Origin of the sequence: Achromobacter deleyi, from assembly GCF_016127315.1 — a bacterium.
In the GTDB taxonomy this organism is placed as follows: Bacteria; Pseudomonadota; Gammaproteobacteria; order Burkholderiales; family Burkholderiaceae_B; genus Achromobacter; species Achromobacter insuavis_A.
Window position 1 is genome coordinate 2,750,961 of record NZ_CP065997.1, and the last position, 23,371, is coordinate 2,774,331.

The 23,371-nt window shown below is 70.9% G+C and carries 16 protein-coding genes; 10 read left to right on the forward strand and 6 right to left on the reverse strand.

Annotated features, from left to right (window positions below; genetic code table 11):
- Nucleotides 1–110 precede the first annotated feature (110 nt).
- From I6I07_RS12320 to pdeM, 7 genes are all read left to right on the forward strand, one after another.
- The gene (locus tag I6I07_RS12320) at nt 111–2,576 is read left to right on the forward strand and encodes a TonB-dependent siderophore receptor (RefSeq protein ID WP_232626067.1); all 2,466 of its coding nucleotides are present in this window, start codon (nt 111–113) and stop codon (nt 2,574–2,576) included.
- Between the two features lie 40 nt (nt 2,577–2,616).
- Nucleotides 2,617–4,500, forward strand: a complete 1,884-nt coding sequence (locus tag I6I07_RS12325) for a PepSY-associated TM helix domain-containing protein (protein WP_198486857.1) — start codon at nt 2,617–2,619, stop codon at nt 4,498–4,500.
- A gap of 100 nt (nt 4,501–4,600) precedes the next feature.
- Entirely contained in the window at nt 4,601–6,238 is a 1,638-nt protein-coding gene (locus I6I07_RS12330) for an ABC transporter ATP-binding protein (RefSeq protein ID WP_198486858.1), read from the forward strand.
- A 136-nt stretch (nt 6,239–6,374) separates the two neighbouring features.
- Nucleotides 6,375–7,379, forward strand: coding sequence for a ligase-associated DNA damage response exonuclease (locus I6I07_RS12335; RefSeq protein WP_198486859.1), 1,005 nt, complete (start codon nt 6,375–6,377; stop codon nt 7,377–7,379).
- Nucleotides 7,380–7,421: 42 nt separating this feature from the next.
- A complete protein-coding gene (locus I6I07_RS12340) occupies nt 7,422–9,026 on the forward strand; it encodes an ATP-dependent DNA ligase (protein WP_198486860.1) in 1,605 nt (534 codons plus the stop codon).
- Nucleotides 9,023–11,485 (forward strand): ligase-associated DNA damage response DEXH box helicase, encoded by a 2,463-nt coding sequence (locus I6I07_RS12345; RefSeq protein WP_198486861.1) that lies wholly within the window; start codon nt 9,023–9,025, stop codon nt 11,483–11,485. Before I6I07_RS12340 ends, I6I07_RS12345 begins: the two co-directional genes overlap by 4 nt.
- Nucleotides 11,469–12,134, forward strand: a complete 666-nt coding sequence (gene pdeM / locus I6I07_RS12350) for a ligase-associated DNA damage response endonuclease PdeM (RefSeq protein WP_198486862.1) — start codon at nt 11,469–11,471, stop codon at nt 12,132–12,134. The genes I6I07_RS12345 and pdeM overlap by 17 nt, the downstream gene beginning before the upstream one ends.
- 115 nt (nt 12,135–12,249) lie before the next feature.
- On the opposite strand, the gene I6I07_RS12355 is transcribed toward pdeM, so the two are convergent.
- Genes I6I07_RS12355 through I6I07_RS12370 form a run of 4 tightly spaced genes read right to left on the reverse strand, consistent with a single transcriptional unit; the run spans nt 12,250 to nt 19,022 of the window.
- Nucleotides 12,250–13,992: an ABC transporter ATP-binding protein gene (locus tag I6I07_RS12355; RefSeq protein WP_198486863.1), complete on the reverse strand. Its 1,743-nt coding sequence runs from the start codon at nt 13,990–13,992 to the stop codon at nt 12,250–12,252.
- Nucleotides 13,989–15,704 (reverse strand): ABC transporter ATP-binding protein, encoded by a 1,716-nt coding sequence (locus I6I07_RS12360; RefSeq protein WP_269784344.1) that lies wholly within the window; start codon nt 15,702–15,704, stop codon nt 13,989–13,991. Before I6I07_RS12360 ends, I6I07_RS12355 begins: the two co-directional genes overlap by 4 nt.
- A 17-nt stretch (nt 15,705–15,721) precedes the next feature.
- A complete protein-coding gene (locus I6I07_RS12365) occupies nt 15,722–16,912 on the reverse strand; it encodes an MFS transporter (protein ID WP_198486865.1) in 1,191 nt (396 codons plus the stop codon).
- A 13-nt stretch (nt 16,913–16,925) separates the two neighbouring features.
- Nucleotides 16,926–19,022 (reverse strand): TonB-dependent receptor, encoded by a 2,097-nt coding sequence (locus I6I07_RS12370; protein ID WP_232626068.1) that lies wholly within the window; start codon nt 19,020–19,022, stop codon nt 16,926–16,928.
- A gap of 157 nt (nt 19,023–19,179) precedes the next feature.
- Between I6I07_RS12370 and I6I07_RS12375 the strand changes: the two genes are divergently transcribed.
- The 3 genes from I6I07_RS12375 to dmeF all read left to right on the forward strand — a co-directional run bounded on the left by I6I07_RS12375 (nt 19,180) and on the right by dmeF (nt 21,540).
- Nucleotides 19,180–20,103: a helix-turn-helix transcriptional regulator gene (locus I6I07_RS12375; protein ID WP_198486866.1), complete on the forward strand. Its 924-nt coding sequence runs from the start codon at nt 19,180–19,182 to the stop codon at nt 20,101–20,103.
- A gap of 104 nt (nt 20,104–20,207) precedes the next feature.
- The gene (locus tag I6I07_RS12380; RefSeq protein WP_198486867.1) at nt 20,208–20,480 is read left to right on the forward strand and encodes a metal/formaldehyde-sensitive transcriptional repressor; all 273 of its coding nucleotides are present in this window, start codon (nt 20,208–20,210) and stop codon (nt 20,478–20,480) included.
- Nucleotides 20,481–20,532: 52 nt separating this feature from the next.
- Entirely contained in the window at nt 20,533–21,540 is a 1,008-nt protein-coding gene (gene dmeF / locus I6I07_RS12385) for a CDF family Co(II)/Ni(II) efflux transporter DmeF (protein ID WP_198486868.1), read from the forward strand.
- Between the two features lie 16 nt (nt 21,541–21,556).
- Here dmeF and I6I07_RS12390 read toward each other — a convergent pair whose 3' ends face one another.
- Together I6I07_RS12390 and I6I07_RS12395 are read right to left on the reverse strand one after the other, a co-directional pair.
- A complete protein-coding gene (locus I6I07_RS12390) occupies nt 21,557–22,666 on the reverse strand; it encodes a hypothetical protein (RefSeq protein WP_232626069.1) in 1,110 nt (369 codons plus the stop codon).
- Entirely contained in the window at nt 22,659–23,303 is a 645-nt protein-coding gene (locus I6I07_RS12395; protein WP_198486869.1) for a hypothetical protein, read from the reverse strand. Before I6I07_RS12395 ends, I6I07_RS12390 begins: the two co-directional genes overlap by 8 nt.
- Nucleotides 23,304–23,371: the final 68 nt, after the last annotated feature.

The window sequence follows — 23,371 nt, forward strand, 5'->3', positions numbered from 1 at the left end:
AAAAATATTTCTCCACGCGGGTTCCCAATCCTGCCCTGAAATCCGTTTACCCCTGCAAGGCCGGTAGCGGTCAACAACAGTGAGCGGGAGTGGGAATGGGACGGGGTAAGTTGAAAAGCGCGTTGGCGGGCAGCGCATTGACCGTGGGCGTGCGGGCCAGGGCATTGCCGATGTGGGTGGCGGGGGCGCTTGCCGTCCTGGCGGCGCCGGCGGCGCAGGCGCAGCAACCGGCCGAGCCGGTGCAATTCAGCATTCCGGCGCAGCCGCTGGATCGCGCCCTGAGGCTGTTTTCGGAGCAGTCGCGGCACCAGGTGCTGTTTGATGAGGCCGTGGTGGCCGGGCACCAGGCGCCGGCCGTCAATGGCCGCCTTACGCCGCGCGAGGCGCTCGACCAATTGCTGGCGGGCACGCAGGTGCGCGTCAACAGCAGCCGGCCGGATGTGTTCACCCTGACCGCTGCCGCCAAGCCGGGCCAGTCCTCGAGCGATGCCGTGACGCTGCAGGCGGTGACCGTCAGCGGCGGCAGCCTGCGCGACCCGACCACCGAACTGACCGGTTCGTACACCAGCGGCGCGCTGACCATCGGCAAGATGACGCAGTCGATCCGCGAGACGCCGCAGTCGGTCAGCGTGATCACGCGGCAGCAGCTGGACGACAAGAACCTGACCACGCTGGACGAGGCGCTGGCCCAGACCACGGGCGTGACCAAGACGGCGCGCAACTTCGGCAACCACAAGTTCTCGATCCGCGGCTTCACCGTCGACGACAACAATTACCTGGTCGATGGCGTGGCCGGCATCGTTTACGCGCCCGTGGGCTGGCTGCCCATCGACACGGCGGTGTTCGACCGGGTCGAGGTGCTGCGGGGCGCGGGCGGGCTGATGCTCGGCTCGGCCGACCCCAGCGGCGCCATCAACATGGTGCGCAAGCGGCCGCGCGCCGAAGGCCACCTCGAGATGAGCACGACAGCGGGGTCGTGGGACAACTACCGCATGGAGGTCGACGGCGGTGGCCCCCTGAACGCCTCGGGCACGGTGCGCGGGCGGCTGGTCACGGCCTACCAGGACCGTCATTATTTCTATGACGGCACCAAGGCCAGGTCGCCGCTGTTCTACGGCGTGATCGATGCCGACCTCGGTCCGCGCACCACGTTGACGCTGGGCGCCCGCCACCAGGCCACCGATACCGATGGCTATTGGCTCTTCGGCCTGCCGCGCTACACCGACGGCGGTCCGCTGGACGTCAAGCGCTCGACCTCGCTGATCCAGGACTGGAACCGGCAGAATGGCCAGGTGAACGAGGTCTTCGCCGAGGCCGAGCACCGCTTCTCGAAGGACTGGAAGGCACGGCTGTCGGTCAACCGCACGGAGGTCGACCTGGACCAGCGCGTGGCCATCCCGATTGGCGGCGTGGACCGCGCCACCGGGCTGGGCCCCAGCTTCTACACCACCTACTTCAACCGCACGAGCGTGCGCAGCGACGGCGTCGACCTGCACACCACGGGCAGTTTCCAGGCGCTGGGCGGCACACACCAGCTGCTGCTGGGCGCCAGTTGGGCGCGCCAGCGCACCAACCAGAAGTCGGCGAGCCTGGATACCGACATGCCGATCGACATCTACAACCCAGACCATTCCGCGCTGCCCAAGCCGGCGCGTCCGGCCTGGGACTCCAAGGAAACGGCGCGCAACGAACAGGCCGCGCTGTACGGCAACATGCGGCTGCAACTGGCGGACCCGCTGCACCTGCTGCTGGGCGGCCGGCTCACCTGGCTCAAGTACCAATCCACCGACGGCCTGACGGGGGCCAGGACCCGCGATTACGAGCAGAAGCACGAGTTCACGCCGTATGCCGGCCTGGTCTATGACCTGAATTCGCAATGGTCGGTCTACACCAGCTATGCCGACATCTTCCAGCCGCAGAGCTCGTATGTGACGTCGTCCGGCTCGCCGCTGGATCCGGCCATCGGCGCCAACTACGAGGCCGGGATCAAGGGGGAACTCTACGGCGGCCGCCTGAACCTTTCGGCCGCGGTGTTCGCGGTCAAGAAGTCGGGCATCGCGGTGGTGGACGAGTCCAACCCGGGCGGTTGCACCGGGTCGCTTGCCTCGAACGACTGCTATCGCAACGGCAGCACGCTGCGCAGCAAGGGCTTCGAACTGGAAGCCAGCGGCGAGCTGTCGCCGGGCTGGCAGGTGATGGCCGGCTATACCTTCGTCACCAGCCGCGATGACGAGGGCGAGACGATCAGCGCCGAGACGCCGCGCCACCTGTTCCGCCTGTCGACTACCTATCAACTGCCCGGCCGCTGGAATGCCTTCAGCGTCGGCGGCGGCGTGTCGGCGCAAAGCGGCTACTCGTACCCGGCGTACGACGACACGTCCGTGCGCATGGGCGCGCCGGGCCGCGCGGTGTGGGACCTGCGCGCCGGCTATCGCATCGACAAGCACTGGAGCCTGGCCCTGAACGTGGCGAACGTGTTCGACAAGCACTACTACGGCATGGTGAGCCAGATCCGCCGCGGCAACCACTTCGGCGAACCGCGCAACGTGATGCTGACCCTGCGCGGCACGCTATGACGCGTCATGCGGCCCGCCGCCGGCCCTCGCGCGGGTCGGCATGAAGGCCGGCTTGCGCCAGGGCATGGCCTGGCTGCACACCTGGTGCGGCCTGGCCTGTGGTTGGCTGCTGTGCGCCATCATGTTCACGGGGACGCTCAGCGTCTTCCGTGAGCCGATCACGCGGTGGATGGAGGCGGCTACCTTGCCCGCGATGGCCGCCGGCAGCCAGGCCGACCCGTTGGCGCATGCGACGCGCATCCTGGCGTCGCGCGCGGGCGGCGCGGCCGCCTGGGACATCGACTTGCCGGCGCGGCCAGGCCAGCCGTTGCGGCTGGCCTGGCATGGCAGCGACGGCCAGGAACATGAAGCCTGGATCGATCCGGTCAGCGGCGACGAACGGGCGCCGCCGCGGCTGCGGCAAACGGAAGGGGGGCGCCATTTCATGTCGTTCCACTACACCTTGCACGGCGGCCTGCCGGGCTACTGGCTGGTGGGGGCGATATCGCTGTGCATGCTGGTGGCGCTGGTGTCCGGGGTGGTGGTGCACAAGCGCATCTTCAAGGACTTCTTCACGTTCCGGCGCGGCAAGGGCCAGCGCAGCTGGCTCGATGCGCACAACGCCACCGGCGTCCTGACCCTGCCGTTTCTATTCATGATCTGCTACACCGGGCTGGCGTTTTTCTACACCAGTTACATGCCTTGGCCGCTGCAGGCCGTGTATGGCGCGGATGACGGCGCCTATCGCCGCTACCAGGCCGAGCTGAAGCCGGCGCCGCCGGCACCGGCCAGCGCGGGAACCGGCCAGGACGCCGGATTGGCGCTGCGCGCGTTGGTGTCGCGGGCCCGGATGCTGACCGGACAGGAGGCGGATCGGATCGCCATCGAGCGCCCCGGCGCGGCCGGCGGCATCGTCCGCGTGTCGGGACGCAGGGAAACGGGCGCGGCGCCGCGCCTGCTCACCCATGCCAGCCTGGTCGTGTTCGACGCGCGCAGCGGCGCGGTGCTCCAGGCCGTGCCCGCGTTCGAGGCGGGCACGGCCGCCCATCAGGTCCACGAGGCCATCGAAACCCTGCACAAGGCCGACTTCGGCGGCTGGAGCATGAAGTGGCTGTATTTCGTCAGCGGCCTGGCAGGCACCGCGATGGTCGCCACCGGCACGCTGCTGTTCGCGATCAAGCGGAGCAAGAAGAGCGAGCACGAGTTCGGCGCGGCGACGGCGCGGGTCTACCTGTGGGTGGAGGCGCTGAACGTGGCGGCGCTGGCTGGCATTGCCTTGGCGAGCATCGTGTATCTCTACGCCAACCGGCTGATTCCCGCGGCGCTGGCGGGGCGTGAGAGCTGGGAGATCCGGGCGTTCTTCCTCGCGTGGGCCGCGTCGTTGGCGCACGCCAGGTGGCGCGGGCCCCGACGCGCCTGGATCGGCCAACTGGCCTTGGCGGCGTTGCTGTGCCTGGGCTTGCCGTTGCTGAACCGGGCAACCACGGGCCAGCATCTGTGGGCCTACGCCGAACGCGGCCTGATGCAGCAGGCGGCGCTGGAACTCACTGTGCTCGGGCTGGGCCTGGCCCTGGGCTACGCCGCCTGGGCGGTGCGGCGCGGCTGGGGGCATGCCGCCCCGGCGCCGGCGAACGCGCGACGGCCCGCCGCCGGCCCGAACCCGCCCACGGCGGCCCACCGGTGGCAGGTCGGGAGCCGCGTGCTGGCGGCTTCGGTGGGCGGCTATGGCGTGTCGGCGCTGGCGCTGTCGTGGCTGGCGCTGGCGTTGCCGACGGCGGGTGTGTCGCCGGCCGTGGCGGTGCTGGCGGCGACGCTGGCAAGCTTTGTCCTGTATCCGTTGATCGTGCTGGGGGTGTTCAGCGCCCGCAGCGCGGGACGGGCGTGGGGCGCCCTGGCGCTGGTCGGCGCGCTATGCACGGCGCTGTTGCTGGGGTGGCGCGCCTAGCGTCGCGGCGCGCCGGGTCGCGCCGGGTTGCATCATCAGGCATTTGCTAATCGCCGATCTGTCGTTAGCCGCCGTGCCGCGCGGGCTTAGCATCGGCGCCATGACCGAACTCCTGCGCATCCAGAACCTTACCGTCGACCTGCCGGCAGGCGCCGACCGGCGCCACGCGATCCACGACCTGTCGTTGTCCATCCAGGCGGGCGAGATCGTCTGCGTGGTGGGCGAAAGCGGCTCGGGCAAGTCCCTGACCGCCGGCGCCATCCTCGGCCTGTTGCCGCAGGGCGTGCGCGCCAGCGGCGGGCAGGTGCTGTGGGAAGGGCAGGACCTGCTGCAACTGTCGCCCGCGGCAATGCGCCGCCTGCGCGGCCAGCGCATCGGCATGATCTTCCAGGAACCGATGACGGCGCTCAATCCGCTGCGCACCATCGGCGACCAGATCGGCGAGGTGTTCCGCACTCACACGCGCTTGCCCGGCACCGAGATCCGGCGGCGCACGCTGGGGTTGCTGGATTCCGTGCGCCTGCCCGATCCGGCCCATGCGTTCAGCGCTTATCCGCACGAACTGTCCGGCGGACAGCGCCAGCGCGCCATGATCGCCATGGCGCTGGCGCTGGAGCCGGCCCTGCTGATCGCCGACGAGCCGACCACGGCGCTCGACGTCACCACCCAGGCGCAGATCCTGCACCTGATCCACGACCTGCAACGCCGCAAGGGCACCGCGGTGCTGTTCATCACCCATGACTTCGGCGTGGTGGCCGAGATCGCCGACCGCGTCGCCGTCATGCAGCGCGGCGAACTGGTGGAAAGCGGCCGCGCCGACGAAGTGCTGGGGCATCCACGCCATCCCTATACCCGCGCCCTGATCGCGGCCGTGCCGCCCTTGTCGCCGGCGGCCGCGCGCGCGCCGGCCACGCCGGACAAGCCGGCCATCCTCACCACGGCCGGCTTGTCCAAGACCTACCGCAAGCGCGGCTGGTTCGGCCAGCCGGGGCGGGTGACCCACGCGCTGGACGGCGTGTCGCTGACGCTGCGCGAAGGCGGCACCCTCGGCATCGTCGGCGAAAGCGGTTCTGGCAAGTCCACCCTGGCGCGCACCCTGCTGGGGCTGCTGCCGCCGGATGCCGGCGCCGTCACGCTGGCCGGCGAATCGCTGGCGTTCAAGGGCGCGGCCGCGCGCCGCGCGCACGCGCGGCGGGTGCAGATGGTGTTCCAGGATCCCTATGGCTCGCTCAACCCGCGCCAGCGCGTCGGCGAGATCGTCGCACGCGGCCCCATCGTGCATGGCATGCCGCGGCGCGAGGCCTGGGCCCAGGCGCGGGAATTGTTCGAACTGGTCGGCCTGTCGCCGGACGCGGTCAACCGCTATCCGCACGAGTTCTCGGGCGGGCAGCGCCAGCGCGTGGGGTTGGCGCGGGCCTTGGCGATGCGGCCGCGCGTGCTGATCGCCGACGAACCGGTGTCGGCGCTGGACGTCTCGGTGCAGGCGCAGGTGCTGGCGTTGCTGGCGCGCCTGCGCGAGCAGCTGGGGTTGTCGATCCTGTTCATCACCCACGACCTGCGGGTCGCGGCGCAGGTCTGCGACCACGTCGCCGTCATGAAGGATGGCAAGGTGGTGGAGGAAGGTCCGTGCGCCGAGGTGTTCGGCCAGCCGTCGCATGCCTACACCCGGGCGCTGCTTGCGGCGGTGCCGGGGCGGGGCTGGAATCCCGTCGAGGCCGCCGCGCAACGGGCGGCATAGCGATCGTGGCATGGCGGCCGACGCGCGGGCGGGAAAAGACGTAACAGCCCGCGCGACGTTCGGGGTATAACCGACGGATACAGCGCCACGGCTCACGCGTCCCGCGCGAGCCGCGGCCATCCGAGCGGGAGCGCCCATGGCCGACATCGTCCAATTGCATCCTGAGGGCCTGTACTGCGCCGCGGGCGGGTTCTACATAGACCCCTGGCGTCCGGTGGACGTCGCCGTCCTCACGCATGGCCACGGCGATCACGCCCGGGTTGGCATGGGGTGCTATCACACCAGCGCCGAAGGGCTGCCCATCCTGCTGTGGCGGCTGGGGCGGCAGGACTATCGCGTGCACGCGTACGGCGAGCCGTTCACGCTGGGCCGGGCGCGGGTCTCGCTGCATCCGGCGGGTCACGTGCTGGGGTCCGCGCAAGTGCGCATCGAAGTCGATGGCCAGGTCTGGGTCGTCTCGGGCGACTACAAGCGCCAGCCCGATCCCACCTGCACGCCTTTCGAGGTGGTGCCATGCGACACCTTCATCACGGAAGCCACCTTCGGCCTGCCGATCTACCGCTGGCCGGACACCGCCGAGGTGGCGCGCGACATCGTTCAATGGCGCGACCATTGCGCCGCCCGTGGCGACGCGGCCATTCTCTACTGCTATGCGCTGGGCAAGGCGCAGCGGGTGCTGGCCGAACTGATGCCTTTCGTCGACCGCCCGGTCTACCTGCATGGCGCGATTGCCGCGGGAGTGGACGTCTACCGCGAGGCCGGCATCGCGCTGCCCGACACGCGCCTGGTCATCGAGGCGGACGGCGTGCCCGCGGCCGCGGGCACGGGATTTGCTGGCGAGCTGGTGCTGGCGCCGCCCTCGGCCGCCGGCAGCGCGTGGCTGCGGCGCTTTCGCAAGGCGCAGCATGGCTTCGCGTCCGGCTGGATGCGGCTGCGCGGCAATCGGCGCCGGCGCAACATGGACCGCGGCTTTGTCGTATCGGACCACGCGGACTGGCCCGACCTGCTGCGCACCATCCGCCAGACCGGCGCGCGGCGCGTCATCGCCACGCATGGCGACACCGACGCGCTGGTGCGCACCTTGAATGAAGCGGGCGTTGCCGCCGAGACGCTGGCCACTCAGTACGGCGAAGACGACTAGGGCGGCGGGCTTTTTCGGGTCGACAGGGGAACGGACGCAGGCATGAAGCGATTCGCGGCGTTGTATCAGGAACTGGACCGCAGCACCGCCACCTTGGACAAGCGCGCGGCGCTGGTGGCGTACTTCCGCGATGCGCCGCCGCGCGATGCGGTGTGGGCGCTGTACCTGCTGGCCGGCGGCAAGATCACCAGCGCGCGCCGCAAGATCGCGGCGGTCGGCGAACTGCGAGCCTGGGCCGCGGTCGCGTCCGACACCGCGCCCTGGCTGGTGGATGCCTGCTACGACCAGGTGGGCGACCTGGCCGAAACGCTGGCGCTGCTGGTCCCCGATCCCGCCCAGGCCGCGCCCGAGCGCGGCCTGGCGGATTGGATCGAGGAAATCCTGGTGCCCATCGCCAATCGCGACGAGGCCGAGCGCCGCGAGGTCATCGTGGCGGCGTGGCGGGGGCTGCCGTATATCGAACGCCTGGTCTTCAACAAGCTGCTGACCGGCGCCCTGCGCGTCGGGGTGTCACAACGGATGGTGCAGCAGGCGCTGGCGGAGATGTCGGGCGTGCCCATCGCCCGTATCGCGCAGCGCATGCTGGGGGCGTGGTCTCCCAGCCCGGCATTCCTGCGCGACCTGCTCAGCGCCGACGAACTGCCCGGAGACCGGCAGCAGCCTTACCCCTTCTTTCTGGCCTCGCCGCTGGAGGGCGAGCCGGCCCTGCTGGGCCCGATAGGCGACTGGCTGCTCGAATGGAAATGGGACGGCATCCGCGCGCAACTGATACGGCGGCGCGGCGAGGTGGCGCTGTGGTCGCGTGGCGAAGAGCGCCTGGACGGCCGCTTTCCGGAAGTGGAGGCCGCCGCGGCCGCGCTGGGGGTGGATTGCGTCATCGACGGGGAACTGCTGGCCTGGCACGACGACACCGCCAGCCCCATGCCGTTTTCCGCCTTGCAGACCCGCATCCAGCGTCTCAAGCCCGGGCCCCGATGGCTGGCCGAGGCGCCGGTGCGGATGTTGGCCTACGACCTGCTGGAGCTGGACGGCGCCGACCTGCGCGACCTGCCGCAGACTGAACGTCGCGCGCGGCTGGAGGCCCTGTTGCGCATGCACCCGGACCCGCGCCTGCGGCTGTCGCCGTTAGTGGCGCCGGCAAGCTGGGACGAGGCGCGCGCGCTGCGGGCGCAATCGCGGGAACGCGGCGTGGAAGGCTTCATGCTCAAGCGCGCCGGCGCGGCGTACCAGGCCGGCCGGCGTCGTGGCGACTGGTGGAAGTGGAAGATCGATCCGCTCACCATCGACGCGGTGCTGCTGTATGCGCAGTCCGGCCACGGCCGCCGCAGCACGCTCTACACCGACTACACCTTCGGTCTGTGGGAAGGCGATGCGCTGGTGCCCATCGCCAAGGCCTATTCGGGCCTGGACGACAAGGAGATCCTGGCGCTGGATCGCTGGCTGCGCGCCCACACGCGCGAGCGCTTCGGCCCGGTGCGCTCGGTCGACCCGGTGCAGGTGTTCGAGCTGGGGTTCGAGGGCGTCAACCTGTCCAAGCGGCACAAGTCCGGCGTGGCGGTGCGCTTTCCCCGGATCCTGCGCTGGCGGCACGACAAGCGCGCCGACCAGGCCGACCAGCTGGCCACCCTGAAGGCGCTGGCGCGATGAGCGCCGCGCGCCGGGACCGGGAGGCGCCGCTGGCGGCGTGGTTCGCCGCGCGCGGCTGGAAACCCGCGCCGTTCCAGCGCGAAACGTGGCGGCGCTATCTGGACGGAGAGTCGGGCCTGCTGCACACGCCCACCGGCAGCGGCAAGACCATGGCGGCATTCGGCGGTCCGCTGCTGGAGGCGCTGGCCGATGAGGCGCCAGCGCCTCCGGCGGCGGGCGAAGGTCCGCGGGTGCTGTGGGTCACGCCGCTGCGCGCGCTGGCCGCCGACACCACCCGCGCCCTGACGCAGACGGCCGCCGACCTGGGCCTGGCCTGGACGGTGGCGCTGCGCACCGGCGATGCCAGCGCGCGCGACAAGCGCCTGGCGCGGCAGGGCAAGGCGCAGGTGCTGGTCATCACGCCGGAGTCCCTGGCGCTGCTGCTGTCCTACGCTGACGCGTCGCTGCGCTTTCGCGCGCTGCGCTGCATCGTGGTGGACGAATGGCATGACTTGCTGGGCAACAAGCGCGGCGTGCTGCTGCAGCTTTGCCTGGCGCGCCTGCGGCGCCAGTCGCCCGGCGTGCGGACCTGGGGCCTGTCGGCCACGCTGGGCAACCTGGACGAAGCCCGGGCCGTGCTGCTGCCCCATGCGCCCGGCAGCGCGCTGGTGGCGGGCGCGCGGCCGCGCAAGATCCAGATATCGACCTTGTTGCCCGAACGCAGCCGCGCTCTGCCGTGGGCGGGGCACCTGGGGCTGTCGCAGCTGGAACGGGTCTTCAAGCGCCTGTTCGACGTGCGCGCGACACTGCTGTTCACCAACACCCGCGCGCAGGCCGAGCTCTGGCATCGCGCGCTCGAATCGATCTGGCCGGAGGCGCCGGGCACCCTGGCGCTGCATCACGGTTCGCTCGATCCCAAGCTGCGCGCGGCGGTGGAGCAGGGCCTGCGCGACGGCGCGGTGCGCTGCGTGGTGGCCACCTCCAGCCTGGACCTGGGCGTGGATTTTCCGGCGGTGGACCAGGTGTTGCAGATCGGCAGCCCCAAGGGCGTGGCGCGCCTGTTGCAACGCGCAGGCCGCGCCCGGCACCGGCCGGGCGAGTCCGGCAACGTGGTGTGCGTGCCGGCGCAGGCGCTCGAACTGATCGAGTACGCCGCCGCCCGGCAGGCCATCGCGCGCGGCGAGATCGAATCCCGGCCGCCGCCGGTCGGCAGCCTGGACGTGCTGGCCCAGCACGCCGTTACGCTGGCGCTCGGCGGCGGCTTCGACGCCGACGCGCTGTACCAGGAAGTGCGCGGCACGCACGCCTATGCCGCGCTCGATCGCGCGACCTGGCAGGCGGTGCTGGACTTCATCGTGCAGGGCGGCCGCGCGCTGGCCAAGTATCCGGATTATCAACGGGTCGTGCGCGACGACGACGGACGCTACCGCGTGCACGACCGGCGCGTCGCGTTCCGCCATCGCCTGTCCATCGGCACCATCACCGCCGACGGCGCCGTGGCCGTCAAGTACCTGCGCGGGGGCAGCCTGGGCTCGGTGGAAGAAGGCTTCCTGGCGCGCCTGCGGCGTGGCGACCGCTTCCAGTTCGCCGGCCGCACACTGGAGTTGGTGCGGCTGGAAGGCATGGTCGCCTACGTGCGCCGCGCCAAGGGTGGCGATGGCCCGGTCGCGACCTGGCAGGGGGGGCGGATGCCCCTGTCGACGCAGCTGGCCAGCGAGGTGGAACGCCTGTATTCGCATCCCGGCCAGCATCCGGAGATGCGCGCGGTCGCGCCGCTGCTGCGGATCCAGGCGCAGGCCAGCGCATTGCCGGATCGCGGCCGGCTGGTGGCCGAGCGGATCGGCACGCGGCGCGGCACGCATCTGTTCCTGTTCCCGTTCGCCGGCCGCGCCGTGCACGAAGGCATCGCGGCCATGATCGCGCTGCGCTGGGGCCGGCTGCAGGCCAATACGATTTCCTACACCGTCAACGACTACGGGCTGATGCTGACGCTGGCCGAGCCCGCCGCGCTGGATGACGCGCTGCTGCGCCGGCTGCTCAGCCCCGCCAACATGGCCGACGATCTGCGCGATGGCGTCAACCTGGGCGAAATGGCGCGCCGCCAGTTCCGCGAGATCGCGCGGGTGGCGGGCCTGCTGACGCCGTCGCTGCCCGGCCAGGCGGCGCGTTCGCTGCGCCAGGTCCAGGCGTCCAGCGGCCTGCTCTACGACGTCCTGCGCCGCTACGACCCGGACCATCTGCTGCTGGCGCAAGCGGAACGGGAGGTCTTCGAACTGCAACTGGAGGCGCCGCGTTTGCTGGCGGCGCTGCACGACTGCCAGCGGCGCGAGCTGCTGCTGCGCGAGCCGCGGGCGCTGACGCCGCTGTCGTTCCCGCTATGGACGGAAAGCCTGCGCGGGCAGCTGAGCACCGAGACCTGGCAGGCGCGGGTCAGGCGCGCCGCGGCGCAACTGGAGAAGCGCTATGAGCGGATCGCCTGAAGCGGCGCTGGCGGTGGCGCTCGCGGGCGAACCCATGACGCTGTTGGGAGAGCGGGCGCTGTTCTGGCCCGCCCGGGCGCGATTGATCATCGCCGACCTGCACCTGGGAAAGAGCCATGTCTTTCGGCGGGCGGGGATCGCGGTTCCCAGCGGCGCCACGCGCGGCGACCTGGATCGCCTGGCGGCCCTGGTCGCGCGCACGGCGGCCCGGGAATTGTGGATCGTGGGGGACGTGCTGCACGGACCCTCCACGCAGGCGGCCTGGCGAGACGCCTGGTCGGGCTGGCGGCGGCAACATGCCGCGCTCGACGTCGCCGTGCTGGCGGGCAATCATGATCGCGCCTTGGATGGCGCCACCTTCGACGTGCGGCAGCTTGGCGAGGCCTGCGTCGACGGCCCGTTCCAGTTCAGCCATATCCCGCGTGCCGGCGCGGACGGCCGGCATGTCATTGCGGGGCACGTGCATCCGAAAACCGCCGTGCCCGGGGTGCCGCGCAGTTGGCCGGCGTTCTGGCTGCGCGAAGGCATCACGGTCCTGCCGGCCTTCTCGGACTTCACCGGCGGCCACGTTGTGGGCGGCGCCGACGGCGGGCGGATCGTTGCCTGCGTGGAAGGCGTCCCGATCGCCGTGTGGGGACGCCTGCGTTGAGGTTGCCAACGCGGGCTGGTGCCGCATGCCGCGAGCCGCATGCCGTGTGGCGCGCGTCGGGGCGTCGTGGGCCGGCGGCCGTGCGCACCGCGCCGCGGGGCGAGCGGCGTTCGCGTCAGCCCTGCTGCGCCAGCCACATCTGGCGATAGCGCCCCTCGCTGTCCAGCAATTGCGCGTGCGTGCCGCGTTGCGTGATGCGGCCGTCCTCGAACACCAGGATGCGATCGGCCGCGACGATGGTCGACAGTCGATGCGCGATGACGATGACGCTGCGGTCCGCCACCAGGGTGTCGATGGCGGCCTGCACCGCCAGTTCGCTCTCGGTGTCGAGCGCGGCGGTGGGTTCGTCCAGGATCACGATCGGCGCGTCCTTCAGGATCGCGCGCGCGATCGACAGGCGCTGGCGCTCCCCGCCCGACAGCTTGCCGCCTGCCTCGCCCAGGCGGGTCTGCCAGCCTAGCGGCAGGCGCTCGATGAAGTCCAGGCAATGGGCCGCGCGGGCCGCCGCCTGGACCTCGGCCTCGCTGGCATCGGGCCGCGCCATGCCGATGTTGCCGAGCACGGTGTCGTCGAACAGGTGCACGTCCTGGAACACGGTCGAGATCAGTCGGTTCAGGTCGGCGGGCGGCAGGCTGCGGATGTCCACGCCGCCGATCCGGACCGCGCCGCGCTGCGGATCGGCGTGCCGCATGAGTAGCCGCGTCAGCGTGGTCTTGCCGGAGCCGGACGGGCCCACCAGCGCGGTCAGGCCGCGCGCCGGCAGGTCGAGGTCGATGCCGCGCAGGGCCGGCATGTTGCCGCCGGCGTAGCGGAATTCCAGATCCTCGATGCGGATGGCCGCCGGGGTCGCCGCATCGCCTTGCGACGGCCATTGCGGCAGCGGCGCCACCGCGCGTACGGCCTCGATGCGGGCCAGCGCGGCCTCGATCAGCGACAGGATCGTGGTGAAGTTCACGAAGGTCGCCAGCGGTTCGGCAAAGCGCGCCACCAGCACCAGCACCGCGCCCAGCGCCGCGGGCGCCAGGCTGCCCTGCGTGACCCACAGCATGCCGCAGCCCAGGATCGCCAGCATGCCGGATTCGACGGTGGCGGCCACCATCAGTGACGGTTTGGCGCCGCGCTGGTGGTGTTCGCGCTGCAACTGCTCCACGTGCTCGAAACCGGCGCGCAGGCGGTCGTTGGCGGTGCCCGCCCGGCCCGTCGCCAGGCACACGGGCAGCCCCTGCATGTATTCGAGCAGTTCGGCATTCAAGGCCTCGTTGGCGCGGCCCGTGGCCGTGTGGCCGCGATCCAGCGCCGGCCGGCGCCAGCGGTAGAGCGGCACGATGGCGGGGAATACCAGCATCAGCGCCACGCCCAGCCGCCAGTCCCAGGCCAGCAGCGCCAGCGCCGCCGCGGCGGGCGTGACGACGGCGCCCAGGATCAGGTTGATCACCGTCAGCGCATAGTTCATCTGCTCGTCGACGCCGCCCAGCAGCTTGGCCGCGATGCCGCCGGTGCGGTGGGCCTGCAAGGTCTCCAGCGGCATGCGCCGCAGCTGTTCGCCCAGCAGCACGCGCAGCTCATGGGTGGCGCGCGCCATGTGGCCGCGATAGTCGAAGCCCTGCGCGCGCCAGCGCAGGGCGATGGCGGCCGCCGCCAGCAGGGTGAAGGCCGCCAGCCAGTGCCACGAGGCGGACCAGGGGGCGCCGCTCGTCACGTGGACGAACAGGGGCACGATGCAGGCCAGCGACAGGCCCTGGCACACGGCGGCCAGCAGCAGCAGGCACAGGCTGGCGCGCAGGCGGCCGGCCTGGCTGCCGGCGCTGCGCAGAAGGCGGCGATAGGTGTCGCGCCAGGGCGCGGGAGGGGTCGTCATGATGGCTGCTCGCCCAAGGTCCAGCGCCGGGCGCGCTGATGGTTGTCCCACAATCGGGCATAGAGGCCGCCGGCCGCGACCAGCGTGTCGTGCGTGCCGCTTTCGGCCAGCCGGCCCCGGTCCAGCACCAGGATCTGGTCGGCGTGGCGGATGCTGGCCAGTCGGTGGGCGACCATGATGACGGTCTTGCCGCGCATCAGGGCGGCCAGCGCCGCGCCCACCGCGCGTTCGTTCTCGGGGTCGGTGGCGGCGGTGGCTTCGTCCAGCACCAGGATCGGCCGGTTCATCAGCACGGCGCGCGCGATCGTCAGCCGCTGGCGTTGGCCGCCGGACAGGTCCCTGCCGCCTTCGCGCAGCGCGGTGGCGTAGCCGTCGGGCAGCGCCAGGATGAAGTCATGCGCCTGCGCGGCCCGGGCGGCGGCCTCGATCTCGGCGGGGCTGGCGTCGGGACGGCCCATGGCGATGTTCTCGGCCACGCTGCCGGAAAACAGGAAGTTGTCCTGGAACACGAAAGCGACGTGCTCGAACAGGGTCTCGCGTTCCAGGTCGCGCACGTCGACGCCGCCCACCAGCAGGCGCCCCGCCTCGATGTCCCAGAAGCGCGCGATCAGCCGCGCCACCGTGCTCTTGCCGGCGCCGGATCGGCCCACCAGCGCCGTCACCTGGCCGGCGTGCGCGGTGAAGCTCAAGCCGTCCAGCGCCGGGTTGCCGCCATAGCCGAAGCGCACGTCCTCGAAGCGCACGCTGGCATCGGCCGGCCGCCGTTGCGGCGATCGTGCCGGCGGCAGCGGCGCGATCGCCAGCACCTGCTGGATGCGCGCCACGCTGAGTTTGGCCTGGTCGATCATGTGGGCCAGCGACATCATCGGGAACATGGCTTCGGCCATGCCCATGCCGAACAGCAGCACGGCCAGCCAGATGGGAAAGTCGAGCTGGCCCTGTGCCGTCCACCAGGCGCCCAGCCACAGCAGCACCGCCAGCGTCGGCAGCGGCCCCAGCGCGGCAATCGCGAAGCGGGAACTGAAGCTGGCGCCGCGGTACCAGTCGGTCAGCATGGCCAGGTAGCGCTCCAGGGCGCGGTGGTAGCGGCCGAAGGTGGTCTGGCCGGTATCGAAGGTGCGCACCACCGGCATCGCCTGCACATATTCGATCACCGCGGCGCTGACCTGTTCGCGCGCCTGGTGATAGCGCCGCGTCATGACCTCGCGGCCGCGCATCGCCAGCGACAGCACCCCCACGCCCACCGCCAGCACGCCCACGGCGGCCAGCGCCATGCGCCAGTCCAGCGCGAACAGCAGCACCGCGCTGAACACCGGCATGGCATAGGCGCGGGCGAACAGCGGCGTGCTGTCGGCCACGAACACGTGCAGCGCCTGGACGTCGTTCTGCACCACCTTGGCCAGCGGCCCGCTGCCCAGCGCCTGCAGCTCGCCGAACGACAGCCGCGCCAGGTGGCGGACCAGGTCGTTGCGCAGGATCACCTCGAGGCGGAAGGCGGCATAGTGCGATTGGTTGAAGGCCTGCAACCGCAGCAAGCAGGCCAGCAGGGTGCAGGCCAGCGCGCCCAGGAACGCCGGCCAGGGATAGTCCGCCGATGACCGCAGCAGGTCGCGCATGGCGAGCGCCAGGCAGCCCAGGCTTGCCAGGCTGCTCAGCACGCCCGCCACCGCCAGCCCCATGGCCAGGCGGATCTGGCCCCGCACCGGCCGCATGATTTCCCAGGGTCCGTTCATGCGGCCTCCCGGGGCACCCAGCGCGCGGCGGCGAGCAGGCCCAGCACGGCCAGCGCGACGGCCACGCCAATCACGCCGCCGTAGCCGATGCGGCCCGCCAGCAGGGTGCCGGCCGAGGTCAGCAGCATCGAGAAGAAATGGCTCACGCTCATCTGCAGGGTGTAGTCGGTGGCCGGGCTTTGCGGCGACGACTGATCCATGATCAGCGTGCACAGCACCGTCGCGGCCGGGGTATACAGCATGTAATACAGCACCACGGCCACGCCCGCGCTGGCGTGCGACCCCCAGGCCATGGCCGGCAGCGCCAGGACGGCGATGCCCACGACCTGCAGCAGCGCCGCCGACAGCGTGGCGCCGCGCCGCGACCAGCGTTTCAGCAGGCGGCCGTAGGCCAATGCGACAAGCAGGCCGGCGATGGCGCCGACCACGTTGAGCACCAGGCCGATGTCGGCGAGCGACCACCCGGTATCGATCAGCGAGGGCATGATGACCGCATAGCCCAGCGACGCGGAGGCCGGGTAGAGCACCAGCAACAGCAACCAGCGCTTGCGCTGCGGGCCGCGCCAGAAGGCCAGCAGGCGCGCATGGCTGGCGGCGCCGGCGCTACGCGCCCATTGCGGTTCGCGGTAGCCCAGCAACTGCACCCACGACACCGCCGTGAGCGCCGCCAGCACCAGGCAGCAGCCGCGCCAGCCCAGCTGCGGATACAGCATCAGCATCATGCCGCCGCCGACCAGGTTGCCGATCAGGCCGCCGGCGATCTGCAGGCCATTGCCCAGGCCGCGATCGGCCGGGTGGGTCAACAGCCGGCAGGCCAGGCCGTCGAGCGCCACGTCCTGCGCGCCCGAGAACAGGGCGGTGGCCCAGCACAACAGGTAGACCAGGGTGAAGTCCTGGCGCAGGTCGAGCATGCCGATCAGGACCAGGCACAGCACCAGCCCTCCCTGGGCCACCAGCAGCCAGCCGCGGTAATGGCCGCGCAGGCCGGTGGCGTGGCGGTCGATCCAGGGCGCGTACAGCGCCTTGAGCGGCCACGCCATGCCCATCAGGTAGACCAGCCCGATGGTGTCCAGGCTGGCGCCACCCTCGCGCAGGATGGCCACCATGGCGATGACGAAGAACATCAGTCCCAGGAACTGGGTGCTGTAGAGACTGGCCAGCAAGGCCCAGGCGCGACGCGATGGCATGGAAACTTCCGGATCAATAAGTATAGGAAACGCCGACCCCGAGCGTGCGGCCGCGGGCCGGCGCGCCATAGGACACCGACGGCGGCGCGAAGTAGCCGTACAGGTCGTACTGCCGGTTCAGCAGGTTGCTGCCCCACACGTAGTACTCGGCGCGGCCGTTGGCCACGCCCAGGCGGGCGTTCAGCAGGTGGTAGCTGTCGAGGTCGAAATGGTTCTGCGGATCGGCGGCGCGCTTGCCGACGTATTGGTAGTCGATCCGGGCATTGAAGACGGGCGCCGCCATCGCCAGCATCGCCGGCAGGGCGCGGCGGTAGGTCACGCCCAGCGTGCCGCCCCAGCGCGAGACGTCGGGCACGCGGTTGCCGGCCTTGACGTCGCCGTCGCCGATGCCGTTGACGGCGGTGGTGATCTTGGCGTCGATGTAGCTCAGGCCGGCGGTGAAGCCCAGGCCGTTGTCCAGCTGCACCGTGCCCTGCAGTTCGGCGCCCTTGCTGCGGGTGTCGGCGTTGAGCGCGTTGACGGCGAACGTGGCCGAGTCGTACGACAGCAGGTGGTTGTTGCGCACCTGGTTCAGGTACACGGCGCCGTTCAGGCCGTAGCGCCCGTCGGCGCTCAGGTACTTGAAGCCGAGTTCGTAGGAGTCGGTCTTGGCCGCCTTGTACGGCTCGCTGTCCAGCGGCTGCGCCGCGTAGTCGTTGAAGCCGCCGGGGTTGTAGCCGCGGCCGTAGCTGCCGTACAGCGTGGTGGTGGGCGTGAGGGCGTAGGCCAGCGCCACGCGGCCGGTGGTGAAGGTGTCGTCGAGCTTGCGGTGGTCGGTGGTGACCATGCCGCCGCCGTGGTACTTGCCGTCGTAGGTCTTGCGCACCCATGACTGCCGCAGGCCGGTGGTGAGCTTCCAGTCGCTGGCCAGCGGCACCGTCATTTCGCCGTAGATGCCGTAGCGGTCGGTATCGAAGTCGCGGTACTTGGCGCTGGCGTTGCCGTAGGTGTTGCGCGGCGTGTCATACGAGCGCTTGGCCTGCGAGTACGACAGGCCCGTGACCCAGAACACCTGGCTCTCGGGCAGCGAGGCCAGCCGCACGTCCTGCGTGAACAGGCGCTCGCGCGCCTCGTCGACGTTCCAGAACTCGCTGTCGCCGCGGCCCATGGCGTTCTGCAGGCGCCGGTCGTAGACCACCGGGCCGATGTTGTAGCTGTCGGTGTAGGCCGAGGTGGCGGTGAGGCGGGCGCGGTCGAAGCGGTGGTCCAGCTGCAAGGTGTAGCGCTCGACGGTCTTCTTGGCGTCGTCCAGCAGCGACGGATCCATGTCGACGGTGGGCGGCCGGCCGTAGGGCATCAGCACCAGCTGTTCGCCCAGGTGGCGGATCTGGTGGCGTTCGGCCGACACCAGCGCGCTGGTGCGCGCGGTCAGGTCCCACAGCAGGCTGCCGCGGAACGCCAGGTCGCGCGGCTTGGACAGCGGCTGGTCGGTGCGGGCGTTCTCGATCCAGTGGTCCGAGCCGCCGGCGCGGATGGCGAAGCGGCCGGCCAGCTTGTCGGTGAGCGGGCCTCCGACCGCCGCTTCGGTCAGGAACTGGCGGTCCTGGCCGTATTCGGCGCGGGCATAGCCTTCCCATTCGCGGGTCGGGCGGCGCGTGGTCAGGTTGACCGCGCCGGCCTCGCCCATGCCGCCGAACAGCATGCCCTGCGGACCCTTGAGCACCTCGATCTGGTCGACGTCGAGCGTGCCGATGGAGATGTGGCGGGTCGACAGAGGGCTGCCGTCGACGTTCAGCGCCACCGAGCTGTCATCCATGCTCATGGGGTACAGCGCGCCGACGCCGCGGATGTAGATGGTGGACACGTTGGCGCCGCCCGACGAATTGACGTTGACGCCGGGCGTGGCGCGCAGCACCTGCTCGACATTGAGCAGGCGGCGCTGTTCCAGGGTGATGCCGTCGATGACCTCTACCGTGTACGGCAGGTCCTTGGCGTTTTCGTCGGCGCCGCGCGCATGCACGGTGACGGCGGGCAGGGTGGCGGCGTCGGTGGCGGATTGCGCCTGGGCGGGCAGGGCGATGGACATTGCCAGCGTGGACAGGGACAGCGCTGGCAGGGAGGGGAGTCGCATGGGGGCCTTCTGGAAGTGGGGAGTTGGAACAATCGCGGTTGGCCGGACCGCGATTGCGGGCTTGATACGAATGGATGATAATGATTTACATTTGTATTGCTACCCGGATCCGATCATTCCCGCCCGAATCGGATCAACTCTGCCTGGTGCGCGTCCCATGAGTTCCGGCCTGATTCCGCTTTCCCGTGTCGTGATGGATACCTCGGTGCTGCGCCTGGGGCCCGGCAGCGTCTGCCGCATCACCCGCATGCCGCTGCAGGATGGCGCCGAGCTGGTCTACTGGCGCAGCGCCTTTCGCGAGGCCATGGACATCCCCCTGCAGGACGACAGCGACTACGTTCATTTCAGTTTCAACAGCCGCATGGACGGACGCGCCGCCTGCCACTTCGACGGCTGGGAGGGCGGCCGCGAGTTCGCGGTGCGCGAGGGCACCGGCACCATCAGCTACGGCCCGGGGCGGCGCGGCCACTACTGCCAGGAAGGCTGCCTGGACAACGTCACCGTGATGGTCAGGCCCGACGTGCTGCGGCACTGGAGCCACGACCTGGAAGGCGACCTGGCCAGCGGCCTGGCGTCGGCGGCCTGCTTCCTGCATGGCCATGGCGGCGCCGAGCTGCGCGGCACCGCGCATCAGCTGGCGCAGGGCCTGGCCGGCGAGGGCGCGGCCAGCCGCCATGGGCTGTGGATGCAGGCCCAGTCGCTGTTGCTGGTGGGCCTGTTCCTGGAATCCTGCGGCCGGCCCCTGGCCGGTTTGCCGGTGGCCATGCAGCGCCGCATGGCGCGAGTGCACGAGCATCTGCTGGCCGACCTGAGCCGCGCGCCCAGCCTGGAGGCGCTGGCGCGCGAGGCGGACGTCAGCGTGCCGACCCTGGCGCGGGCGTTCCGCCGGCACTATGGCCGCAGCATCTACGACTGCTTCCAGCACGAACGCATGCAGCAGGCGCGGACCCAACTGCTGCGCGGACGGCTGTCGGTGGCGCACGTGGCGACGGACCTCGGCTACAGCAATCCCAGCCATTTCTCGGCGGCGTTCCGCAAGCAGTTCGGCGTCAACCCGTCGGCCCTGCGGCGCGGCAGCTAACTGCCCTGGCGTCCGATTTTCCGGGATGACGCCAGGGGCATCAGGCCTTGGGGCACGGTTTATATAATATAGTCCCCTACACTATATTTTTCCGCGCACCGACCATGGCCCACACCATCCGCCAGAAAGAAAAGCTCATCGCCCGCGTGCGCCGCATCCGCGGCCAGCTCGATGGCCTGGAACGCGCGCTCGAGACCGAGGCGGCCTGTGGCGAAGTGCTGCGCCAGCTGGCCTCGGCCCGCGGCGCGCTCAGTGGCCTGACGGCGGAAGTCATGCAGGGCCACCTCGACGAGCACATCGTGCATGCGCCGTCCGAGGCCGAGCGGGTCGAGGCGGCGCGCGAAATGATGGACGTGATCCGGGCCTACATGAAATAGCGCCCGCCGGCATGGGGCCGCCGGTTCAAGGCCCGCGAGCAGGAGCAATGCCATGACTACCCCCCCGACCCATGACCATGTCTTTCTCGGCCTCGACCACCGGCGCAACGAACGCCGGGTGTGGTGGGTCATCGCCCTGACGGCGGGCATGATGGTCGTCGAGATCATCGCCGGCAATCTCTACGGGTCGATGGCGCTGGTGGCCGATGGCTGGCACATGTCCACGCATGCCGGCGCCATGCTGATCACCGCGCTGGCCTATGGCTACGCGCGCCGCCAGGCCCGCAATCCGCGCTTCACCTTCGGCACCGGCAAGCTGGGCGAGCTGGCCGGGTTCGCCAGCGCCATCGTGTTGGCCCTGATTGCCATGATCATCGGCTGGGACAGCCTGGCGCGGCTGGTCGATCCGGTGCCGATCCGCTTCGACGAGGCCATCGCCATCGCCGCGGCGGGGCTGGTGGTCAACCTGGTGTCGGCCTGGCTGCTGCGGGACGACCATGGCCACGCCCATGGTCACGCGCCGCACGATCATCATGATCACGAACACCTGCATGAACACGGCCACGAACACGATCGTGCCCACGGCCATGAGCCCGTCCACGCGCACGGCGCGGCGCATGGCGGACCGCAACAGACCCACGACAACAACCTGCGCTCGGCCTACGTCCACGTGCTGGCCGATGCCTTGACCTCGGTGCTCGCCATCGTGGCGCTGCTGGCGGGCCGCAGCTACGGCTGGCTATGGGCGGATCCGGCGATGGGCGTGGTCGGCGCGCTCGTCATCGCGCGCTGGTCGTGGGGCCTGATCCGTGATTCCGGCACCGTGTTGCTCGACGCCACGCCGCAAAGCGGCAAGATGCGGCGCGACATCGAACAGGCGCTGGATGCGGGCGACGGCGAGATCGCCGACCTGCACGTCTGGCAGGTCGGCCCGGGCCACTATGCCGCGATCGTCTCGCTGGTCACGCGCCATCCGCGCGACAGCGCGTTCTACAAGGCCAAGCTGGCGCATATCGCCGGCCTGTCGCATCTGACGGTGGAGACGCAAGCCTGCCCGTGAGGAGCGGCCCGCAGGCTCACTCGCAGGCCTTCGCGTCGCGCCGCGCCGGATCGACGCAGCGGCTCCAGGCCTGCGCGTCCAGTGCCGTCACGGGCAGGAAGCGGGTCATGTCATGCACGTACAGGAAGACCCGCCCCGGCGTTTCCCGCAAGGCCTGGTGGAACGGCGCGATCTGCGCCGCATCCAGCACCACGCGGCCCTGGGCATTGCTCTTGCCTTTCAGCAGGACCGTCTGCACTTGCGGGTCCCACGAAGGCAAGGCATCGCCCTCGACCGTGTCGGCCGGCACGCGCACCACGCGCCACGGTTCGTCGGGGATCTCGGTGATGACGACCGGCGACGCGCCGGGCGCCACCGGCAGGATCCGGTCTTGTGGGTCGGGCGGCAGCGCATAGGCGATCAGCGCGCCGTCCCGGTCGGGGTCGGGACGCGAGCGGTAGACCGCACGCGTGCTGCCATCGGGGTTCAGGCTGCGCACCACCGTGCCGAGCGGCCCGGCGCGCTGGTCGATGGCGCGCAGCAGCGTGCCGCCGTCGTCGCGCACGTAGTACACCGGCCGCGACGGCGTGCCCCCGCAGCCGTCCTGGAACACGGCCGTGACGCGGCCCTGGGCGTCGCGGGTGACGCAGGCCTGTTGCAGCGCGCTCTGGCCATGGCGCGCCGACGTGAATTCGGCATAGGCCGCCAACCGGTTCCCGGCATCGTAAGCGAGCCGGTAGCCGCCATCCTCGACCTGGCGTCCGCGCACCTGCCGGTAGCGGTCGATGCGGCACAGCCGGCCGTCGGCGTCCCGCTGCAACACGGTCATGCCGGGGGCGCCGGCGGGGCTGGCGTAGACGCTCCAGTCCACCGCGTCGGTCCAGATACGCGGCGTGAGGTCGCCATCCTCGGCCACCGCGATCAGCCGGGTGTCGGCCTGCACGCGTTCTCCATGCAGGCCCAGCAACACGCGCGGGCCGTCCAGCGACAGCGCCAGCGGCTGGGGGCGCAGCGCGACGCCCGCCGGCTCGGCGCCGAAAGACGTGTCGATGGGCGCGCAGGCGGCCCAGCCCAGGGCGGGGGCGGCGGCCAGCAGCAGGGCGCCGAGGTTGCGCTGCCAGCGCCGGGACATCGTTGCGTCAGCCATGTTGCTGGTCGTCCACGAAGCGCACCACGTTCCAGTATTCCCGCGTCATGGCGCCCAGCCGCAGGCGCGGGCCATCGTCGAACACCAGGAAGGGATAGACGCCGCGCTCGAGCGTGCCGTCGGGGGGCAGGCGATAGGGCTTGGCGGCATCCGGGTTGTTGAAATAGCGTTCCAGCTGGCCGCCGCCGTCGATGTGCAGGTACCACGCCCGCAGTTGCAGCGGCGCCTTGCCCGGCGGCGTGTCGGTGTAGGGGCCGCCGTCGCCCGCCACCACCGATTGCCGCAGGAGGCCGAGCAGCAGGCGCGTCGGCCCCTGGAACACGATTTCGCCCGACACGGCGCCGGCCGGTTGCGCCGCCAGCTGGCGCACGAAGGCCACCGCGCGCGAGGACGGCACCACGGTATCGGCGAAGAGGCGCTCGACGTCGGCGTCGGTGGGATTGGGCAGGGCGGCCAGCCGGCGCAGGTCGCGCTCGAAGTCGCCGAGCCATTGTTGGTAGCGCTGCGTCTGGGCCTGGCGATCGAAGGCCTGAGCGGCAGGGGCGCAGGCCAGCCACAGCAGTGCCGCGACGCAGCAGAGCGCGCGGCGCAGGCGATGGGTGGCGAGACGCGGCAACGCCAGCGAGGGGGAGGTCATGCCGGTGGACTCCTGCGGGAGGACGGGATGCCCGGGATTATGCGCAGAGCCGTGGCGGTCTGTCACCC

Bases quoted from the DNA above. Each gene is read 5' to 3' on its own strand.
- I6I07_RS12390 (WP_232626069.1), bottom strand. From the start codon at position 22,666: ATGGCTGACGCAACGATGTCCCGGCGCTGGCAGCGCAACCTCGGCGCC.
- I6I07_RS12335 (WP_198486859.1), top strand. From the start codon at position 6,375: ATGGCCGACATCGTCCAATTGCATCCTGAGGGCCTGTACTGCGCCGCG.
- I6I07_RS12370 (WP_232626068.1), bottom strand. From the start codon at position 19,022: ATGCGACTCCCCTCCCTGCCAGCGCTGTCCCTGTCCACGCTGGCAATG.
- I6I07_RS12375 (WP_198486866.1), top strand. From the start codon at position 19,180: ATGAGTTCCGGCCTGATTCCGCTTTCCCGTGTCGTGATGGATACCTCG.
- I6I07_RS12345 (WP_198486861.1), top strand. From the start codon at position 9,023: ATGAGCGCCGCGCGCCGGGACCGGGAGGCGCCGCTGGCGGCGTGGTTC.
- pdeM (WP_198486862.1), top strand. From the start codon at position 11,469: ATGAGCGGATCGCCTGAAGCGGCGCTGGCGGTGGCGCTCGCGGGCGAA.
- I6I07_RS12380 (WP_198486867.1), top strand. From the start codon at position 20,208: ATGGCCCACACCATCCGCCAGAAAGAAAAGCTCATCGCCCGCGTGCGC.
- I6I07_RS12360 (WP_269784344.1), bottom strand. From the start codon at position 15,704: ATGCGGCCGGTGCGGGGCCAGATCCGCCTGGCCATGGGGCTGGCGGTG.
- I6I07_RS12325 (WP_198486857.1), top strand. From the start codon at position 2,617: ATGAAGGCCGGCTTGCGCCAGGGCATGGCCTGGCTGCACACCTGGTGC.
- I6I07_RS12330 (WP_198486858.1), top strand. From the start codon at position 4,601: ATGACCGAACTCCTGCGCATCCAGAACCTTACCGTCGACCTGCCGGCA.
- I6I07_RS12395 (WP_198486869.1), bottom strand. From the start codon at position 23,303: ATGACCTCCCCCTCGCTGGCGTTGCCGCGTCTCGCCACCCATCGCCTG.
- I6I07_RS12355 (WP_198486863.1), bottom strand. From the start codon at position 13,992: ATGACGACCCCTCCCGCGCCCTGGCGCGACACCTATCGCCGCCTTCTG.
- dmeF (WP_198486868.1), top strand. From the start codon at position 20,533: ATGACTACCCCCCCGACCCATGACCATGTCTTTCTCGGCCTCGACCAC.
- I6I07_RS12340 (WP_198486860.1), top strand. From the start codon at position 7,422: ATGAAGCGATTCGCGGCGTTGTATCAGGAACTGGACCGCAGCACCGCC.
- I6I07_RS12365 (WP_198486865.1), bottom strand. From the start codon at position 16,912: ATGCCATCGCGTCGCGCCTGGGCCTTGCTGGCCAGTCTCTACAGCACC.